Genomic DNA, 16,377 nt, shown 5'->3' with positions numbered 1-16,377 from the left:
CGGCGGCCAGGGCCACGCGCAGCTCGCCCGCCAGGGCGCGCAGCCGCGCCAGGTCGCCCGGCGCCGCAGTGCGCAGCGCGCGCCAGAAGCTGTCGCTCAGGGGCGAATCGGTGCGGGTGGTGAGCGCGGTGCGGAACTGCTCGCGCCACTGGCGGACCAGCTCGGTGGCGCGTTGCGTGGCGTCCACCGCGATCAGGCGCGCGAGCTTGAGTTCGGCGTCGATCGCCGCGCGCTGCTTGCCCAGGCTGGCGCGCAGCTCGGCCACGTCGGGGGCGTCGGGCGTGGCGCCTTTCTCGGGCGCCGGGCCCAGGCCCGCCAGGCGCGAGTCGATGTCGGCCAGCTCCTCGGTGCGCCGCGCGGTCAACTGCTCGGCGGCCTTGCCGATGGCGTTGACATCGGCCAGCAGCTGGCGCCGGTCGTCGTCCTCGCCGGGCTTGGTCGCGATGGCATCGAGCTGGCGGCGCAGCTCGTCCACGCTGGGTAGCGCGGCTTCGGTGGACGTGGCGGGCGGGCCGTCGCCGCTGGCGGGGACGGCCTGGGCCGGGAGCGCCAGGCAGAGAAAGAAAGCTGCAGCCCAGCACGCCAGGGCGCGGCGCGCAGCGGGTGGGAGAGGGAGAGTCGCACGCATGGGCCGATTTTCTCTCGGCTTCTCCCCGCGCCCGTGCTAGACGGCGGGGCTGAACAGGTCCACGCGGTCGGTGATGATGCCGTCCGTGCCCAGCGCGATGAGCCGCTGGGCGGCCCAGTCGTCGTTCACGGTGTAGCTCAGCGCGCGCAGGCCCCAGCCCTTCACCTGGGCGACGAGGGCCGCGTCCCACAGCGCGTGGTTGCAGACGATGGCTGCGCAGCCCAGGCTGCGGGCATGGTCGAGGCAGCCGTCCCACAGCGCGTCGATGAGCAGCGCGCGCGGAATGTGCGGCGCGGCGGCGCGGGCGCCCGCCAGGGCTTCGGGCTTGAAGGACGAGAACAGGGGCGGCACGGCCTGGCCCTGCCAGAGCCGGGCCGCGTGCTCGCCCACCACCCGGCCCGTCTTTTCTTCGACGCCGGGCGTGGGCTTGATCTCGATGTTCAGCAGGAAGCCGTTGGCGATGCACCAGCGGGCCAGGTTTTCCAGGGTGGGCAGCGGCTCTCCCGCGTAGGCGCGCGAGTGCCAGCCGCCCGCGTCCAGCTGCGCCAGTGCGCTCCAGGGCAGATCGCCGCCTGTGCCTTTGCCGTTGGTGGTGCGTTCCAGCGTGGCGTCGTGCATCAGAAAGGGCACGCCGTCGGCGCTGAGCTTGGCGTCGCACTCGAACATGCGAAAGCCGTGCTGCGCGCCCAGGCGAAAGGCGGCCAGGGTGTTCTCGGGCGCGAGGTACCCGGCGCCCCGGTGCGCGATCCAGCGCGGGTAGGGCCAGTGGGGCAAGGCCCCCACGCTCTCCGCTGCGCGTGGTTCGCTGCCCCCCGAGGGGGCTTGCGCCGCCTTGGGGCGGCCCGGCGACGGCGCAGTCACAAGCGCTTTCCTGTCGCAGCGTCGAAGGCGTGCAGGCGGTCGGTGCGCGGCTGCACGTGGATCACCGTGCCGGGCGCGGGGGCGTGCGTGCCTTCCTCCACGCGCACGATGAGCTGCTCGCCGTGGATGCGACCGTAGATCAGGCGCTCGGCGCCCAGCAGCTCCACAGTATCGACGGTGACTTCCCAGCCCTCGGCGCGCACGTCCAGGTGCTCGGGGCGGATGCCCAGGATGGTGCCCGGCTTGCCGCCCGGCGCGTTCTTGAGCAGGTTCATGGGCGGTGAGCCGATGAAGCTCGCCACGAAGGTGGACGCGGGCGTGTGATAGACCTCCTCGGGCGTGCCGAACTGCTCCATGTTGCCTGCGTTCATCACGATCATGCGCTGCGCGAGCGTCATGGCCTCGACCTGGTCGTGCGTGACGAACAGGCTGGTAATGCCCAGTTCGCGGTGCAGCTTTTGAATCTCCAGGCGGGTCTGGGCGCGCAGCTTGGCGTCCAGGTTGGACAGCGGCTCGTCGAACAAAAACACCTGCGGCTGGCGCACGATGGCGCGGCCCATGGCGACGCGCTGGCGCTGGCCGCCCGACAGCTCGCGCGGCTTGCGCTCCAGCAGGTGGGAGAGTTCGAGGATCTTGGCGGCCTTGTCCACGCGCGCCTTGATCTCGTCCTTGTGTACCTTGGCGATCTTCAGGCCGTAGGCCATGTTCTCGAAGTTCGTCATGTGCGGGTAGAGCGCGTAGTTCTGGAACACCATGGCGATGTCGCGCTGGGCGGGTTCCAGGTCGTTGACCACGCGGTCGCCGATGGCGATCTCGCCGCCGCTGATTTCCTCCAGGCCCGCGACCATGCGCAGCAGCGTGGATTTGCCGCAGCCCGAGGGGCCGACGATGACGATGAACTCGCCGTCCTTGATTTCGGCGTTGACGCCGTGGATGACCTGGTTGGCCCTCGGGCCATGGCCGTAGCGCTTGATGACGTTGCGAAGGGAGAGTGATGCCATGATTGCTAGTATTTTAATAGCTGCCAGCGCTTGATGGATAAGCGCTGGAGGCCAATTTGATGCTTATTTTTCCGTATCCACAAGGCCCTTGACGAACCACTTCTGCATGAGGATCACGACGGCAGTGGGCGGCAGCATGGCGAGGATGGCGGTGGCCATGGCGATGTTCCAGTCGATGGCCGCCTCGCCGCCCGTGGCGACCATGCCGCGGATGCCGATGACGATGGGGTACATGTCCTCCGACGTGGTCATCAGCAGCGGCCACAGGTACTGGTTCCAGCCGTAGATGAACTGGATCACGAACAGCGCGGCGATGGAGGTGCGCGACAGCGGCACCAGCACGTCCTTGAAGAAGCGCATGGGCCCGGCGCCGTCGATGCGCGCGGCCTCCACCAGCTCGTCGGGCACGGTGAGGAAGAACTGGCGGAACAGGAAGGTGGCCGTGGCCGAGGCGATCAGCGGCAGCGTGAGGCCCGCGTAGCTGTTGAGCAGCCCCAGGTCGGCCACCACCTTGTAGGTGGGCAGGATGCGCACTTCCACGGGCAGCATCAGCGTCACGAAGATGGCCCAGAAGCACAGCATCTTGAACCGGAAGCGGAAGTACACGATGGCGAAGGCCGAGAGCAGCGAGATGGCGATCTTGCCCACGGTGATGACCATCGCGACGACGAAGCTCACCCACATCATGTGCGCGGCGGTGGTGTTGGAGCCGAGCTTGCCGGAGCCGAACAGCGCGGCCTCGTAGCTTTCCCACATGTGGCCGCCGGGCAGCAGCGGCATGGGCGCCTGCACGATGGCGTCGGGCGTGTGGGTGGAGGCGACGAACGCCAGGTAGAGCGGAAAGGCCACCACGGCCACGCCGAGGATCATCACGGCGTGCGACAGGATGGTGAGCCAGGGACGGCGGTCGATCATGGTCAGTACTGCACTTTCTTTTCTACGTAGCGGAACTGAACGACGGTGAGCGCGATGACGATGAACATCAGGATCACCGACTGCGCGGCCGAGCCGCCCAGATCCAGCGCCTTGAAGCCGTCCAGGTACACCTTGTAGACGAGGATGGAGGTGGACTGCCCCGGCCCGCCGTGCGTGGTCGCGTCCACGATGCCGAAGGTGTCGAAGAACGCATAGACGATGTTGATCACCAGAAGGAAGAAGGTGGTGGGCGAGAGCAGCGGCAGCTGGATGCTCCAGAACCGGCGCCACGGCCCCGCGCCGTCGATGGACGCGGCCTCGATCAGCGACTTGGGGATGGACTGCAGCCCCGCGAGGAAGAACAGGAAGTTGTAGGAGATCTGCTTCCACACCGAGGCGATGACGATCAGCGTCATCGCCTGGTTGTCGTTCATCAGGTGGTTCCAGGTGTAGCCCAGCCGGCCCAGCCCGTAGGCCAGCACGCCGATGGAGGGCGAGAAGATGAACATCCACAGCACGCCGGCGATCACCGGCGCCACGGCGTAGGGCATGATGAGCAGCGTCTTGTAGACCATCGCGCCGCGCGTGATGCGGTCGGCGAAGATCGCCAGCACCAGGGCGAGCGCGATACCGACGCCCGCCACGAGCACCGAGAACAGCGCGGTGATCTTGAACGAGTCGAGATAGGACGAGTCGTCCCACAGGCGCTGGAAGTTCTCCAGGCCCACAAATTCACGGCTCATGCCGAAGGCATCCTCCATCTGCACCGATTGCAGCACGGCCTGGCTGGCGGGCCAGAAAAAGAAGATGCCGACGATCACGAGCTGGGGCAGCAGCAATGCCCAGGGTAGCCAGCTGGAGCGGAAGAGGACGCGTTTTTCCATGGCGGTTCCAGAAAACGGCAAAAAGCCTCCGCGTCCCAGGGGCCGCGGAGGCTGATGCGCTAGGTGGCTTACTTGCCCTTGTTGGCCTGCTCGAAACGGGCCAGCAGCTCGTCGCCGCGCTTCACGATGGTGTCGAGCGCGTCCTTGGGTGACTTCTTGCCGGCCCAGACGAGTTCGAGTTCCTCGTCCTCGATGGTGCGGATCTGCAGGTAGTTGCCCAGGCGGATGCCGCGCGACTTGTCGGTCACCTTGCGGATCATCTGCGTCACGGCCACGTCGGTGCCGGGGTACTTCTGGTAGAAGCCGGACTTGTCGGTCAGGTCATAGGCGGCCATCGTGACGGGCAGGTAGCCCGTGCGCTGGTGGCTGGCGGCCTGCACCTTGGTCTGCGAGATGAACTCGAAGAACTTGGCCACGCCCTTGTATTCAGCAGGCTTCTTGCCGGACATGACCCACAGCGACGCGCCGCCGATCACGGTGTTCTGCGGCGCGCCCTTCACGTCGGGGTAGTAGGGCATGGTCGCCAGGCCGTAGGCGAACTTGGCGTTCTTGGCGACGTCGCCGTAGTAGCCGGAGGAGGTCTGGATCATCGCGCACTCGCCCGAGGTGAACGAGCCCTGCGCGTCGGAGTTGCGGCCCTTGTAGACGAACTCGCCGTTCTTCGCGGCCTGCGCCAGGTTCTCGATGTGGCGCACGTGCAGCGGCGAGTTGATCTTCAGTCGCGCCTTGTAGCCGTCCTTGGACAGGCCGTTCTGCTGCGTGGCGAACTCCACGTTGTGCCAGGCCGAGAACGATTCGAGCTGCGTCCAGCCCATCCAGGCCAGCGTCATCGGGCAGCTGTGGCCGCTGGCCTTGAGCTTCTTGGCCGCCTCGAACACCTCGGGCCAGGTGGCGGGCGCCTTGTCGGCGTTCAGGCCGGCCTTCTTGAAGGCGTCCTTGTTGTAATAGAAGATGGTCGTGGAGCTGTTGAACGGGAAGCTCAGCATCTGCCCGTTGGGCGCCGTGTAGTAGCCGGCCACGGCGGGGATGTAGGCGCTGGGGTCGAACGCGATGCCCGCGTCCTGCATCACCTTGCCCACGGGCACGGTGGCGCCCTTGCTGGCCATCATCGTGGCCGTGCCCACTTCGAACACCTGCAGGATGTGCGGCGAATTGCCTGCGCGGAACGAGGCGATCGCGGCCGTCATGCTCTCGGGGTACGAGCCCTTGAACGTGGGCACGACCTTGTATTCCTTCTGGCTCTCGTTGAACTGCCTGGCCAGGTCGTTGACCCATTCGTTGTTCACGGCGGTCATCGAGTGCCACCACTGGATCTCGGTCTGCGCGTGCGCGCCCAGGCTGGTGACGGCCACGGTGGCGGCCAGGGCCAGATGCTTGATCTGCATGAATATTCCTCCAAGGATGACGAAAAGCACGCAGGCCGCATGCTGCGCGGCCTGTGTGACGGTGGTGTGTCGTTGTCGCATGGCATTCCCGGATGCAACAACCGGGGAAACCCCGTGGGGTGCCGCGAAAGGCTGCGATTGTGACGCTTTTTTTGTGACGTTCTCTTGGGGGTATTTTCCGAGCGCGGCAAGGTTTTGTGCGTCGCAGCAGACTTGGTGCATAGTGCCGCGTCCCGGTTTCTTCTCCACCAACCTTTCTTCTTTTCTTCATCGCCATGGCCGCTACCAACTCGCTGGACAAGAACAAGATCAAGTTTCTGCTGCTCGAAGGCATCCACCCGTCCGCCGTGGAGGTGCTGCGGGGCGCGGGCTACACGCAGATCGAGACCGTCTCTGGCGCGCTGCCGGACGATGAACTCAAAAGCAGGATCGCCGACGTTCACTTTGTCGGCATCCGCTCGCGCACGCAGCTGACCGAGGACGTGTTCGCCCATGCGCACAAGCTCGTGGCCGTGGGGTGCTTTTGCATCGGCACCAACCAGGTGGACCTGAACGCGGCCCGCGAGCGCGGCATCGCCGTGTTCAACGCGCCGTATTCCAACACCCGATCCGTGGCCGAGCTGGTGCTGGCCGAGGCCATCCTGCTCTTGCGCGGCATCCCCGAAAAGAATGCCGTGGCGCACCGCGGCGGCTGGCTCAAAAGCGCCGAGAACGCCTATGAGATCCGTGGCAAGACCCTGGGCATCGTGGGCTACGGCTCCATCGGCACGCAGCTTTCGGTGCTGGCCGAGGCGCTGGGCATGCACGTGGCGTTCTACGACGTGGTCAACAAGCTGCCCCTGGGCAACGCCCGCCAGGTGCAGAAGCTGCACGACCTGCTGGCCCAAAGCGACATCGTGAGCCTGCACGTGCCCGAGCTGTCTTCCACCCAATGGATGATCGGCGCGGCCGAGATCGCGGCCATGAAGCCCGGCGGCATCCTCATCAACGCCGCGCGCGGCACGGTGGTGGAGATCGAACCGCTGGCCGAGGCCATCCGCGCCAAGAAGCTGCTGGGCGCGGCCATCGACGTGTTCCCGGTGGAGCCGCGCACGAACAAGGACGAGTTTCTGTCGCCCCTGCGCGGGCTGGACAACGTGATCCTGACCCCCCACATCGGCGGCTCCACCATGGAAGCGCAGGCCAACATCGGCCTGGAAGTGGCCGAGAAGCTGGTGAAGTACAGCGACAACGGCACCAGCACCTCGTCGGTCAACTTCCCCGAGGTGGCGCTGCCCGCGCACCCCGGCAAGCACCGCATCCTGCACATCCACCGCAACGTGCCGGGCGTGCTGTCGGAAATCAACCGCATCTTCTCGGACAACCAGATCAACGTGTCGGCGCAGTATCTGCAGACCAACGAGAAGATCGGTTACGTGGTGATCGACATCGACGCGCAGTCGTCTGAGCTGGCGCTGGACAAGCTGGCGCAGGTGCAGGGCACGCTGCGCAGCCGGGTGCTGTTCTGAGCAGGGCGGGTGCTGGTGCCTCTGCGTCAGCGGGCCGATGCGCCGCCAGGCACCCAGGGCGTCGTCTCGATGCCCGGCTTCATGAGTTTCGCGCGGGCGCTGTGCATCACCGCAGCCACAGGGTGGCACCATTGGAAAGCCACCTGCGCGGTGCCGAACAGTTTTTTCTCCTGCTGGCTGCAAAAGCCATTGCCAACGCACTGGGCTGGTACGCTGGCAAGGTCGTTCCATTTCTCGGGCGAGGCTTTGTGCATGGCGGAGGAGAACTGCGCCAGCGTGGCCTGCTGCGCGGCGGCGCTCTTGTCGGGCCGGGCGTTCTGCCATACGGGTGACATGACGGCTCCCTGGCGGCCAGCGGTGTTGCTGACCATGGCGTAGCAAAACAGGCCTTGCGGCCCGCCATCGGGCTGCACGCCCTCTTCCACTTCCAACTGGTACACGAGGGCTGCCGCCTGCTGGAATCCTTCTTCGGCAGCCTTGCGGAACCAGCGCAGCGCGGCGATGCGGTCCAGGGGGACGCCGTCGCCGGAAAGGCTCACGAGCCCCATGTTCCGCATCGCTATCCCGCTGCCCATGTCGGCCGCGCGCCGGTACAGCTTCACGGCTTCGGCCTGGTCGCGGCCCAAGCCGCCACGTCCCGCGCCGTAGAAAGCTCCTAGGTTGTTGATGCAAGTGGCACACCCTTGCTCCGCCCCCTGGCTGTACCAGCGCAGGGCCTGCGCGTCGCTCTGCGCAACGCCAGCGCCCGTTTCGTAGGCGTAGCCAATGATCGAAAACGCATCCGGTTCGCCCTGGTGGGCTGCCTGCTCCAGCAGGGCCATGCCCCTGGCTGGGTCCTTTGTGGCGCCCGTGCCCTGGAGCAGCCGATTGCCCAGATTGATTTGGGCCAGGGTGTACCCCGTATCGGATGCGGCCGTGAGCCAGCGCAGGCCCTCGGCTGGGTCCTCCGGCAACCCGCCATAGCCCCAGTAGTACAGCTGGGCCAGCCCATTCATCGCCCGCCCGTCGCCCGTCTGTGCGGCCTTGCGCCACCAATGCTCTGCTTGGATGTAGTCATGGGCAACGCCCCAGCCATTGAAATACATCGCCCCCAGCCCGCCCATGCCCGCCACGCTGCCCGCCTCTGCCGCCTTTTTGTACCAGGCGAACGCCTGCACGCGGTCGCGCGGCGCGCCGTCGCGGCCTTTCTCATAGCGCAGGGCCAGCGTCGCCATGGCCTCGGCATCGCCGCCCTCGGCGGCGGCGCGCTGGCGCTCCAACTGAGCCAGGCGCTGGCGCTCGGCCTCGGCGGCCTGGGCAGCGCGCTCGGCTTCCTGGCGGCGCACCTCGGCCTGCCGTGCTTCTTCTGCGCGGCGCGCGGCGGCGGCGCGCTCGTCGCGCAGGCGCTGGCCTTCGGCCGTGAGCCGTTGCGGGCCCAGCTGCACCTCGACGTTCTTCACCGTGTCCGCGCCAACGCGCACTTCCTGCTCGAACACGCGCTCGTGCTCCGGCCCTTCCGGCTTGACGGCGCGGATCTTCAGCGTGCCCTCGGCTACGCCCACGTCGAACGGGCATTCGCCCTTGAACTGGCCGTTGATGTGTACCGCCGCGCCCACGTTGTCGCCATCGCAGCGAAAGCGCAGCGCGGCCTTGCCGGCGGGTTGGGCATGGGTTGGCGCAGCCAGCACGGCGGCCAGCAGCAGGGCGAGGCCTGGGAAGGGGCGATGGATCATGGAATGGGGAAAAGGGAGTTGTTGGTCAGCGCCGTGCAATGCAGACGTGCACGGCCTGCGTGACGGCGCAGCGGTATTCGTTGGACGTTCCGCACTGCTTGCACTGCTCGTAACCCTTGAACTCGATGCCTTGCCAGCGCCATTGCGGCCCGAGTTCGTTGCATTTCTTGTTGCCCGCGTTCTGGGCCCTGGTGTAGGCAAGGTTCAGCGCGATATCGCGGCTGTAGCAAGCCTCGGTCTTGCCTTCCACGACGATGGTGCGTGTTGCGGTGCTGGAGGTCGCGCGCTGTTCGGCCTGCGCCAGTTGAACGGCGCGATCGCGCTCACGGGCACGTTCGTTTTCTTCCTGCTGGCGCTCGCGTTCCCGTTCGCGCTGCATTTGTTCCTGGCGCTCCCGCTGCGCCTGGGCCTGCTGGGCGCGTGCCCGCTCGGCCTGTGCCTCGCGGGTGCGTTCGTTCTCTTCCCGCTGGCGCGCGCGCTCCCGCTCGCGCTGCGCCTGCTCCAGGGCAATGCGCTGCGCCTGTTGGGCCTGGATGTTGGCCATGCTCTGGTTGTGGATCTGCTGGAGCTGGCGGTAGCCCGACAGGCTGTTGTTGATGCCTTGCAGCACGGCCAGGCCCGCGTTGAACGAGGGGGTGTCGTCATCGTCGCTGCGGTTGCAGTTCCAGGGGTTGATGTTCCCCCAGATGCACTGCATGCGCTGGCCGCTGTGCGCGCAGCGCGCATTGCATTCACTCTCTCGTGCCTGCTGTTCCTCGTCGCGACGCTGGCGTTCGGCTTGCGCGACGCGCTCTGCTTCCTCGCGCCGGGCGGCTTCGCGCTCGTTGTCGAGGCGGCGGTGCGCGCTGGCCAGCGCCTGCTTGTCGCGGTTGCCGTTGACCAGCTTGGCGGCCTTGTTCAGCCGGTCTTCGGCGCAGTCGAAGTCGCGGCCCCGGATGCAGATATTGGCCCTGCCGACCAGATTGTCGAAGTCGGCCTTGTCCATCCTGTCGAGCTTCTCCGTCATGTTCATCAGGTCGTCCAGCGTGGAGGAGAAAGTGCCGCTGACGGGAGCCATGCACAGCAGAAGGCACAGGACAAGACGGCGGAAAGGGGTGGGCATGGGCGGAACTTTGGGGGAATGTCGTCAAAGTGTATCAAGATGATACATTCCGGGCATCCCTAGAGTTCGTCGCCCGCGTCGGGCTGCGTGGCCGGGCTGGCGTCGAGCCAGGCGTCGAAAGCCGCATCGCCGCCGCGCGCCATGCGTTCGCGGAAATAGCTTTCGGTCTTGAGCGCCGAGACCTTTTCCGCGATGGCGGTGACGAAGAACTGGTTCATCGACACCTTTTCTTCTTCCGCCACGTGGCGGGCGTATTCAAACAGCGATTCGGGAACGCGCAGTGCGTAGTTGGCCATGTCAATCCTCCAGGCTCTGCGGGAGCAGGTGTTGCCGATAAAAGTCGCCGGGCGCCAGCAGGCGCAGGCGAAAGCGTTGTGCCGCAGTGTGAAAGTCCGCGATGTTCAGGGCGACCAGTACATCGGCCTGGCCATCGAGCGCGGTCTCCAGCACTATCTCGTCGCACGCGTCGCGGGTCTGCGGGCGCCACAGGTAGTGCAGATGCACGGGCCGGGCATGCAGGCAGAACGCATCCAGCATGGCATCGACCATGGCTTTGCCGGGGCGGCTCAACCGCGAACGGGCGCTGAGAGCTCCGCCAGCCGCGCTATGGCACTCTCAACCTCGTCGTTCCAACCAAATCCAGCATTCAACCGAAAGCAATGATTAAACCGGTCATCGGTTGCAAACAAATGCCCTGGCGCAATGCCAATCCCTTCACGGCGGGCATCCTCGAAAAGCTGGCGCGTGCTGCGCATTCCGGGTGGCAATTCCACCCACAACACATATCCGCCCGATGGGTCGGAAACGTGCGTCCCTTCCGGGAAATACCGAACAATCGCATTGCGCATGCTGCGGACTTGATGCTGTAGCGTGCGTCGCAGGCGGCGCAAGTGGGCGTCGTACCCGCCTGTCCGCATGAATTCGGCAATGGCAGCCTGGGGGCAAATCGACGTGCCCATAGTGGACGTGTATTTCATCGACGCAATGGTCGAAGACCAACGCCCGCTGGCAACCCACCCCACTCGAATCCCTGGTGCCAAAGTTTTTGAAAAACTGCTGCACAGAATGACCTTGTCACTGAACGCCCGCAGAGGTGTTGGTCGTGAACCAGTGAAATAGGTATCGCCGTAAATATCATCCTCAATCAACACCGCCTCGCTATTCTCTACCAAGCGCACCAGCTTCTTCTTATCATCCGCAGAAAGTGTGATACCTGTGGGATTGCACATGTTGGCGAGACTTATGACAGCAGATATTTGCCTGTTTTTCAGACATCTCTCAAGCATTTCAAGATTGATTCCGCCGTTGAGTTGCGGTATCTCCACCGCCCGCAATCCCAGACTGTGTAGCATCTGCAAAATGACAAAATAAGTGGGCGAATCCACTGCCACGCCATCACCAGGTCGAGTGACTGCTCTGAGAGCCAAGGCGATTGACTCGACACATCCATTGGTAATTAGTAATTCATCGGGATGCATCGTGCAATCGTATTCAACGGCACGCCGGATAATTTGCTGCTTGAGCGCGGGATACCCTGTGCCGCGAATGTGGTTCCCTAGTAAATCCGGGTCTCGATAGACAAGCTGACGCATCAGAATGCCGAGCTTTTCGATGGGATAGAGTGCCGATTCACCATTCGCCAGATCAAGCCGCACCCGACACGGGGTGCCCACAATGGAGAGGTGCGTTGCCGCCTGTTCATCAAGAGCGGCCACCTCCATGGCCGCAGGCTCGACCCAACAAGCATCTGCCCGCCGCGTGACGAAGAAGCCAGACCGTGGCCGTGCCTCTACCCAGCGTTCCTGCTCCAGCAAGCGCAACGCCTGAAGGGCGGTCAACACACTGACCCCGTGCGTCGTCCCTAATGCGCGGACCGAGGGTAGCTTGCTCCCTTGCGGCAAGGTTCCCGCCTGGATGGAGCGACGAAGGACTCCGGCGATCAACTGGTATTGGGGAAGTGAGGCCATCATCGCCGGTGAAGGGTAGGACGCATCTGTTATACAACATAAAGGGAGTCTCTGTATATAGCCACAGATTGAATGCAGGAATAAAGTCCTCAGTCTGATAGACGTTCACTGAAATCCAGCATTTGATCAACTGAACGACTCGTCATGGCTAGATACCGATCTAGGGCTATACAAATCATCAAAAACAAGGGCATCCGTGGAATCCGTAGTTAAGAAGGTAAGACTATCTTGGGGTATCTCAATGGCTTGGCACTCCATGTTATCTGGGGTAGAAATCAATGAAGATTAATTTTTGCATTCAAATGATGCACTAGGGCATTTTTGATTTAATTATTTACGATCTGTATGATGCCCCCTCCGAGCAGGAGGCCCACAAATGCAGGCGTATTCCCCAGATTTGCGAGAGCGGGTATTACGGGCGATCGAGCGTGGAGATCGTCCGACAGAGATAGCGCGCAGGTATGAAGTCAGCCGCATGTGGGTGTACCAAGTGCGCAAGCGGCTGCAAACCACAGGCGAGCGCACCAGCCATCAGGTCGGGGGCTACCGTCGCTCAAGGGTTGCCGATATGCAAGCGACGCTGATGAAGTGGTTGATGCTGGAGCCGGATTTGACGCTGGCGCAACTGTGCGAGCGGCTGGCTGGGCAAGGGATCGAGATCAAGGCGGCGGCGCTGTGGCACCAGTTGGACAAGTGGGGGTTGAGCTTTAAAAAAAACGCTGCACGCCAGCGAGCAAGATCGGCCCGACGTGCAGCAGGCGCGCCAGCAGTGGCGAGCCACGCAGGCCAGCCTGCAGCCGCAAAGGCTGGTCTTCCTGGATGAGACGGCAACCAGCACGAACATGACACGCCGCTATGGTCGCGCTCGGCGCGGCCAGCGCTGTGTGGCGGCAGTGCCGCATGGACATTGGAAAACCACCACCTTCGTTGCTGGCTTGCGCCATGACGGCGTGACAGCCCCCTTGGTCATTGATGGCCCCATGGACGGCCAGATGTTCCTGGCCTGGGTACGCCAATTCCTGTGCCCCACGCTCAGCCCTGGAGACATCGTCATTGCCGACAACCTGGCCAGCCACAAGGTCACTGGCGTTGCCCAGGCCATTGCTGCCAGGGGCGCCAGCATCGTGTATCTGCCGCCGTACTCGCCCGATCTCAATCCGATCGAGAAGATGTTTGCCAAGCTCAAGGCGCTGCTACGCAAAGCGGGCAAGCGCACCGTCGATGCGCTTTGGGAGCACATCGGCCAGTTGCTCGAGCAGTTCTCGCCCCAGGAGTGCGCGAACTACTTCGCATCGGCTGGGTATGTCAGCACATAAATCAAAAATGCTCTAATCTTCTTCAAGCCAAATCGGCCTTAGGCGCTTATCCAGCAAGCGCCAGCAGCTATCAAATCAGGAGTTCGCAGCCCAATGCGGATTCCAGGCAACCTCCCAGAGATGCCCGTCCGGGTCTTGGAAATAGCCCGCGTAGCCGCCCCAGAACGTGTCGTGCGCTGGCTTGACGATGGTGGCGCCCGCTGAGCGGGCCAGCGCCATGGCGGCGTCCACCTCGGCTTTCGACGCTACGTTGTGGCCCAGGGTCATTTCGGTGGGGTTGCCGATACCTGCGGGCAGCCCCGTGTCATGCGCGATGCTCTTGCGCGGCCACAGCGCCAGGCGCAAGCCGGGTTGCAGGTCAATGAACACGACAGCCCCATGCGTGAACTCCTGGCCCACGATGCCCTCGGTGGAAAAGCCCAGTCCATTCCGGTAGAAGCGCAATGCGGCTTCAAGGTCGTCCACGCCGAGGGTGATGACGGTAATGCGCGGGTTCATCCAATGACGCTCCTTGAAGTGAATTGTTCAATAGCGCGGTGCTTCACTCAGTTCCGCAAACAATTCGCTATAGACACGGTAGCGGCTGGCGCTGATCGTTCCTGGGCTGGAGGCTGATTCCACTTGTAATTGAACCGCACACCCCGGCTCGTGCAGGTGTGTGCAGTTGTAGAACTTGCATTCCCCCGCGTGCGCGCCGATGTCGGGCATGCAGCGCGCCAGGTCGGCGGGCGCGAGGTGGCGCAGGCCGAATTCCTGGAAGCCCGGCGAGTCGATGAGCGCGGTGGTGCGCGCCGCGTCCACCCAGTACCACGCGGTGCTGGTGGTGGTGTGCTTGCCGGAGTTCAGGGCCTGCGAGATTTCGCCCGTCTGCGCCGTGGCACCGGGCACCAGCAGGTTGATGAGCGTGCTCTTGCCCGCGCCCGAGGGGCCGAGCACCAGCGTGGCCTTGCCGTGCAGGTGCTGCAGCAGCGCGGTGCGGTCCACCTCGCCCGATTCGGCCAGCGACAGCGGCAGCACGCCGTAATGGCGGCTGTCTGGCCCGCTGCTGCCCGCCATGTGGCGGTAGGGCAGCAGGCGCTGCCAGGCGCGGGCGAAGGGTTCGGTGAGGTCGCTTTTGTTGAGTCCGATCAGCGGCGTGATGCCCTCGGCCTCGGCGGCGATGAGGGCCCGGGCGAGCTGGCTTTCGGAGAACACCGGCTCGGCGGCGATGAGGATGAGCACCTGGTCGATGTTGGCGGCGAAGGACTTGGTGCGGATGTCGTCCTGGCGGTAGAACAGGTTGCGGCGCGGCAGCACCTTCTCGATCGTGCCCTCGTCCTGCGTGGGTTGCCACAGCACGCGGTCGCCCACGACGGCCTGGCTTTTCTTGCCGCGCGGGTGGCAGATGCGGCGCTCGCCATCGGGCGTCTCCACCACGCAGTGGCGGCCGTGGCTGGCGACCACCAAGCCTTCCATCAGGCCACCAATGCGTCGAACTGCGCCGCGCACTCGAAGTCGGTGGCGGAGATGCCGTTTACGTCGTGCGTGTTCAGGCGCACGACGCAGCGGTTGTAGTGGACGGACAGGTCGGGGTGGTGGTCCTGCGCGTTGGCGATGAAGGCCAGCGCGTTCACGAAGGAGATGGTTTCGTAGTAGTTGGCGAAGCGGTAGGTCTTCTCGATGGCCACGTTGGCACCGTCGCCGCTCAGGCTCCAGCCATCCAGCTTGGCCAGGTTTGCTACGATTTCAGTAGCTGTCAGCGCCCGCCGGGTAAGCGCTGACCAGTCTTTTTTCTTGAGCATGGTGGTTGTCATGGTGCGGTGGGTTGCATGCGGGCCAGCCGCTCGGTGGCGGGCGGGTGCGAGTAGTAGAACTTCACGTACACGGGGTCGGGCGTGAGGGTGGACGCATTGTCCTCGTACAGCTTGAGCAGCGCGGACGACAGGTCGGCCCCGCTGGCCTGGGCCACGGCGTAGGCGTCGGCCTGGAACTCGTGGCGGCGCGAGAGCTGCGAGAACAGCGGCGAGATGAAGAACGTACACACGGGCACGGCCAGCATGAACAGCAGCAGCGCCAGTGCGTCGTTGGGCGCGGAGCCTTCGAGCGACAGGTTGGGGATGACGCCCAGGCCCGTGTAGAACCAGCCCTGTGTGGACAGCCAGCCCAGCAGCGCGAAGCCCGCGAGCGAGAAGGCGAACATCATCACCACGCGCTGCACGATGTGGCGGTGCTTGAAGTGGCCCAACTCGTGGGCCAGCACGGCCTCGACCTCGCCGGGCGCGAGCTGGCGCAGCAGCGTGTCGTAGAACACCACGCGCTTGGCCGCGCCGAAGCCCGTGAAGTAGGCATTGGCATGCGCGCTGCGGCGGCTGCCGTCCATCACGAACAGGCCCTTGGCCGAAAAGCCGCAGCGCTGCATCAGCGCGGTGACGCGGGCCTTGAGCGATTCGTCTTCGAGCGGCTGGAACTTGTTGAACAGCGGCGCGATGAAGCTGGGGTAGATCACCATCAGCAGCAGGTTGAAGCCCATCCAGAACCCCCAGGCCCACAGCCACCACAGCGGGCCGGTGGCACCCATCAGCCACAGGATGAGCGCGGCGACGGGCAGGCCGATGGCCGCAGCCAGCAGCAGGCCCTTGACGGCATCGGCCAGCCACAGCCGCCAGGTCATCTTGTTGAAGCCGAAGCGTTCTTCGAGCACGAAGGTTTGGTACAGCGACAGGGGCAGGTCGATCAGCCCGCCAATCGCCACAAAGGCCGCCAGCAGCGCCAATTGCTGCACCATGCCGCCGCCCAGCCAGTCCAATAGCGCCTGGTTGAGCGCGTCCAGCCCGCCCAGCAGCGTCCAGCCCAGCAACACGGCGGCACCCAGGGCCGTGTCGATGAGGCCCAGGCGGGCCTTGGCGATGGTGTAGTCGGCGGCCTTCTTGTGCGCCGCCAGGGGGATGCGGTCAGCGAACGGCGCGGGCACCGCGCTGCGGTGGCGTGCCACGTGGCGGATTTGGCGCGAAGCGAGCCACAGGCGCAGCATCAGGCCCGCGACCAGCGCCGCAGCAAAGGCGTAGGTAAGAAGTAGGGAAGCGGAGAGCATGGGCCGACGAGTTTAGGCCATCGGCGAA

General features: G+C 64.8%; 17 protein-coding genes. 2 read left to right on the top strand and 15 right to left on the bottom strand.

The genetic code is table 11. The annotated features are described in order from the left end of the window. The 6 genes from QM569_RS09700 to ugpB all read right to left on the bottom strand — a co-directional run. The coding region (locus tag QM569_RS09700; RefSeq protein ID WP_414987024.1) for a DUF3772 domain-containing protein at window positions 1-628 on the bottom strand (628 nt) is incomplete at its 3' end. A 36-nt stretch (window positions 629-664) separates the two neighbouring features. Continuing rightward, on the bottom strand, window positions 665-1,411 hold the full coding sequence (gene ugpQ, locus QM569_RS09695; RefSeq protein WP_414987027.1) for a glycerophosphodiester phosphodiesterase: 747 nt from the start codon (window positions 1,409-1,411) through the stop codon (window positions 665-667). Between the two features lie 74 nt (window positions 1,412-1,485). Next, a complete protein-coding gene (gene ugpC / locus QM569_RS09690) occupies window positions 1,486-2,490 on the bottom strand; it encodes a sn-glycerol-3-phosphate ABC transporter ATP-binding protein UgpC (RefSeq protein WP_414987023.1) in 1,005 nt (334 codons plus the stop codon). Window positions 2,491-2,553: 63 nt separating this feature from the next. Next, window positions 2,554-3,405, bottom strand: a complete 852-nt coding sequence (gene ugpE / locus QM569_RS09685; protein WP_414987022.1) for a sn-glycerol-3-phosphate ABC transporter permease UgpE — start codon at window positions 3,403-3,405, stop codon at window positions 2,554-2,556. Between the two features lie 2 nt (window positions 3,406-3,407). Then, entirely contained in the window at window positions 3,408-4,289 is an 882-nt protein-coding gene (ugpA, locus tag QM569_RS09680) for a sn-glycerol-3-phosphate ABC transporter permease UgpA (protein ID WP_414987021.1), read from the bottom strand. A 68-nt stretch (window positions 4,290-4,357) separates the two neighbouring features. Beyond that, a complete protein-coding gene (gene ugpB, locus QM569_RS09675) occupies window positions 4,358-5,674 on the bottom strand; it encodes a sn-glycerol-3-phosphate ABC transporter substrate-binding protein UgpB (protein WP_414987020.1) in 1,317 nt (438 codons plus the stop codon). 275 nt (window positions 5,675-5,949) lie between these two features. On the opposite strand from ugpB, the gene serA reads away from it, so the two are divergent. Beyond that, window positions 5,950-7,182: a phosphoglycerate dehydrogenase gene (gene serA / locus QM569_RS09670; protein ID WP_414987019.1), complete on the top strand. Its 1,233-nt coding sequence runs from the start codon at window positions 5,950-5,952 to the stop codon at window positions 7,180-7,182. A 26-nt stretch (window positions 7,183-7,208) separates the two neighbouring features. Here the strand turns inward: serA and QM569_RS09665 are convergent, their stop codons facing one another. Genes QM569_RS09665 through QM569_RS09645 form a run of 5 tightly spaced genes read right to left on the bottom strand, consistent with a single transcriptional unit; the run spans window position 7,209 to window position 11,963 of the window. Then, a complete protein-coding gene (locus QM569_RS09665) occupies window positions 7,209-8,894 on the bottom strand; it encodes an SEL1-like repeat protein (protein ID WP_414987018.1) in 1,686 nt (561 codons plus the stop codon). Between the two features lie 25 nt (window positions 8,895-8,919). Then, the gene (locus tag QM569_RS09660) at window positions 8,920-9,996 is read right to left on the bottom strand and encodes a hypothetical protein (RefSeq protein ID WP_414987017.1); all 1,077 of its coding nucleotides are present in this window, start codon (window positions 9,994-9,996) and stop codon (window positions 8,920-8,922) included. 59 nt (window positions 9,997-10,055) lie between these two features. Continuing rightward, window positions 10,056-10,292 (bottom strand): hypothetical protein, encoded by a 237-nt coding sequence (locus tag QM569_RS09655; RefSeq protein WP_414987016.1) that lies wholly within the window; start codon window positions 10,290-10,292, stop codon window positions 10,056-10,058. Between the two features lies 1 nt (window position 10,293). Continuing rightward, on the bottom strand, window positions 10,294-10,545 hold the full coding sequence (locus tag QM569_RS09650) for a putative toxin-antitoxin system toxin component, PIN family (RefSeq protein WP_414987015.1): 252 nt from the start codon (window positions 10,543-10,545) through the stop codon (window positions 10,294-10,296). Between the two features lie 17 nt (window positions 10,546-10,562). Then, window positions 10,563-11,963, bottom strand: coding sequence for a PLP-dependent aminotransferase family protein (locus QM569_RS09645; RefSeq protein WP_414987014.1), 1,401 nt, complete (start codon window positions 11,961-11,963; stop codon window positions 10,563-10,565). A 376-nt stretch (window positions 11,964-12,339) separates the two neighbouring features. On the opposite strand from QM569_RS09645, the gene QM569_RS09640 reads away from it, so the two are divergent. Then, window positions 12,340-13,279 (top strand): IS630 family transposase gene (locus QM569_RS09640; RefSeq protein ID WP_414987013.1). Its coding sequence is split into 2 segments (ribosomal slippage): window positions 12,340-12,669 and window positions 12,671-13,279, totalling 939 coding nucleotides; the frame shifts between segments, so codons are not numbered across the junction. A gap of 75 nt (window positions 13,280-13,354) precedes the next feature. Here the strand turns inward: QM569_RS09640 and QM569_RS09635 are convergent. The 4 genes from QM569_RS09635 to QM569_RS09620 are packed head-to-tail and all read right to left on the bottom strand — an operon-like array spanning window position 13,355 to window position 16,349. Beyond that, entirely contained in the window at window positions 13,355-13,777 is a 423-nt protein-coding gene (locus QM569_RS09635; protein WP_414987012.1) for a VOC family protein, read from the bottom strand. 27 nt (window positions 13,778-13,804) lie between these two features. Further along, entirely contained in the window at window positions 13,805-14,734 is a 930-nt protein-coding gene (gene rsgA, locus QM569_RS09630) for a ribosome small subunit-dependent GTPase A (protein WP_414987011.1), read from the bottom strand. After that, window positions 14,734-15,072 (bottom strand): 4a-hydroxytetrahydrobiopterin dehydratase, encoded by a 339-nt coding sequence (locus QM569_RS09625; RefSeq protein WP_414987010.1) that lies wholly within the window; start codon window positions 15,070-15,072, stop codon window positions 14,734-14,736. Before QM569_RS09625 ends, rsgA begins: the two co-directional genes overlap by 1 nt. Next, window positions 15,069-16,349, bottom strand: a complete 1,281-nt coding sequence (locus QM569_RS09620) for a M48 family metallopeptidase (RefSeq protein WP_414987009.1) — start codon at window positions 16,347-16,349, stop codon at window positions 15,069-15,071. The genes QM569_RS09625 and QM569_RS09620 overlap by 4 nt, the downstream gene beginning before the upstream one ends. Between the last annotated feature and the right edge of the window lie 28 nt (window positions 16,350-16,377).

Source organism: Acidovorax sp. (assembly GCF_047607405.1).
In the GTDB taxonomy this organism is placed as follows: domain Bacteria; phylum Pseudomonadota; class Gammaproteobacteria; order Burkholderiales; family Burkholderiaceae_C; genus Acidovorax.
The sequence above is the reverse complement of the archived record's forward strand: the minus strand, read 5'-3'. Positions and strand labels throughout refer to the sequence as shown.

Excerpts from the sequence above, each read along its gene's own strand:
- QM569_RS09655 (WP_414987016.1), bottom strand. The coding sequence starts at position 10,292 with ATGGCCAACTACGCACTGCGCGTTCCCGAATCGCTGTTTGAATACGCC.
- QM569_RS09665 (WP_414987018.1), bottom strand. The coding sequence starts at position 8,894 with ATGATCCATCGCCCCTTCCCAGGCCTCGCCCTGCTGCTGGCCGCCGTG.
- ugpE (WP_414987022.1), bottom strand. The coding sequence starts at position 3,405 with ATGATCGACCGCCGTCCCTGGCTCACCATCCTGTCGCACGCCGTGATG.
- ugpA (WP_414987021.1), bottom strand. The coding sequence starts at position 4,289 with ATGGAAAAACGCGTCCTCTTCCGCTCCAGCTGGCTACCCTGGGCATTG.
- rsgA (WP_414987011.1), bottom strand. The coding sequence starts at position 14,734 with ATGGAAGGCTTGGTGGTCGCCAGCCACGGCCGCCACTGCGTGGTGGAG.
- ugpB (WP_414987020.1), bottom strand. The coding sequence starts at position 5,674 with ATGCAGATCAAGCATCTGGCCCTGGCCGCCACCGTGGCCGTCACCAGC.
- QM569_RS09650 (WP_414987015.1), bottom strand. The coding sequence starts at position 10,545 with ATGGTCGATGCCATGCTGGATGCGTTCTGCCTGCATGCCCGGCCCGTG.
- ugpC (WP_414987023.1), bottom strand. The coding sequence starts at position 2,490 with ATGGCATCACTCTCCCTTCGCAACGTCATCAAGCGCTACGGCCATGGC.
- QM569_RS09620 (WP_414987009.1), bottom strand. The coding sequence starts at position 16,349 with ATGCTCTCCGCTTCCCTACTTCTTACCTACGCCTTTGCTGCGGCGCTG.
- QM569_RS09660 (WP_414987017.1), bottom strand. The coding sequence starts at position 9,996 with ATGCCCACCCCTTTCCGCCGTCTTGTCCTGTGCCTTCTGCTGTGCATG.
- QM569_RS09645 (WP_414987014.1), bottom strand. The coding sequence starts at position 11,963 with ATGGCCTCACTTCCCCAATACCAGTTGATCGCCGGAGTCCTTCGTCGC.
- QM569_RS09625 (WP_414987010.1), bottom strand. The coding sequence starts at position 15,072 with ATGACAACCACCATGCTCAAGAAAAAAGACTGGTCAGCGCTTACCCGG.
- serA (WP_414987019.1), top strand. The coding sequence starts at position 5,950 with ATGGCCGCTACCAACTCGCTGGACAAGAACAAGATCAAGTTTCTGCTG.
- QM569_RS09635 (WP_414987012.1), bottom strand. The coding sequence starts at position 13,777 with ATGAACCCGCGCATTACCGTCATCACCCTCGGCGTGGACGACCTTGAA.